This is a genomic window from Oleiphilus sp. HI0079, from assembly GCF_001635105.1.
The window spans coordinates 1-844 of the sequence record NZ_LWFT01000139.1; the positions used below are offsets into that span (position 1 = coordinate 1).

The following is an 844-nucleotide window of genomic DNA, read 5'->3' on the forward strand; positions in this document are numbered from 1 at the left end:
TGGCTCAGCAAATGCCAGCACTAAAGAAGCAAGTTGCGAATGGACAAAGTGAGCTGGCGCTTACGCGTGAAGCGATAGAGGAGAGTGTTGACGATCTAGCGACGCGCATCTCAGAGCTCAGTGATAGGCTTGGTCGTATAGCGAAGTCTGATGCAGGCAAGCAAGCGGTCGAAAATGCTAAGGCGATTGCGTCTATTGATGCGAGTCGCAGACAGATAAATGAACGTATTGTTGGTCTTGATCGGCGTTTAAACGAGCTTAAGCTTGAGGTTTCTGCTGGCAGCGCTCCATAGAGCGCCTGAAAACGGATATTACTTCGCAAAATCGCGCGAGGCGAATTGCTATACTTCAAGGATGAACTTTATTTTACTTCAATTGCGTTTTTTGGTCTGCATAGCGGTGGTCGCCGCTGGGTGGTCTGTTTCTTTTCAGTCTGTTGCTGATACGACCGCGCCATATTCAAAACCGTTCCACAAGCAGGGGCGAGGTTGGTATCCATCGATTTATTGGTCTACCGGGCGCAACTTCGGTTCCTACTATTTGCCCAATGAGACGGGACGTCCCTTTGAGGAGCTTAAGGACACAGAATGGAATCCTGAAGAAAACGGTTTGATCTACTTTTATCGGCCTTATTCTCAGTGGGCTGATGAGGAAGTTGAGGCACCAAGTTACTACCTAAATGACGAGTTGGTTTTTAACTTGCGATCGGGAAGCTGGACCGTGGTTGAATTACCGGCGGGCAGTTATGACTTTGCGGTACGTAAAAGCTTCTTACCAATGCTGGGTTTTGAATCTTTTGATGACAAGCTCATGATGGCGTTTGACATGAACTTGCAGGCGGATA

General features: G+C 48.0%; 2 protein-coding genes. Both read left to right on the forward strand.

The features are described from left to right. The coding region (locus tag A3750_RS02125; RefSeq protein ID WP_231871675.1) for a hypothetical protein at nucleotides 1–293 on the forward strand (293 nt) is incomplete at its 5' end. A gap of 61 nt (nucleotides 294–354) precedes the next feature. After that, a partial coding sequence (locus A3750_RS02130) for a DUF2846 domain-containing protein (protein ID WP_156498316.1) occupies nucleotides 355–844 on the forward strand: 490 nt, incomplete at its 3' end.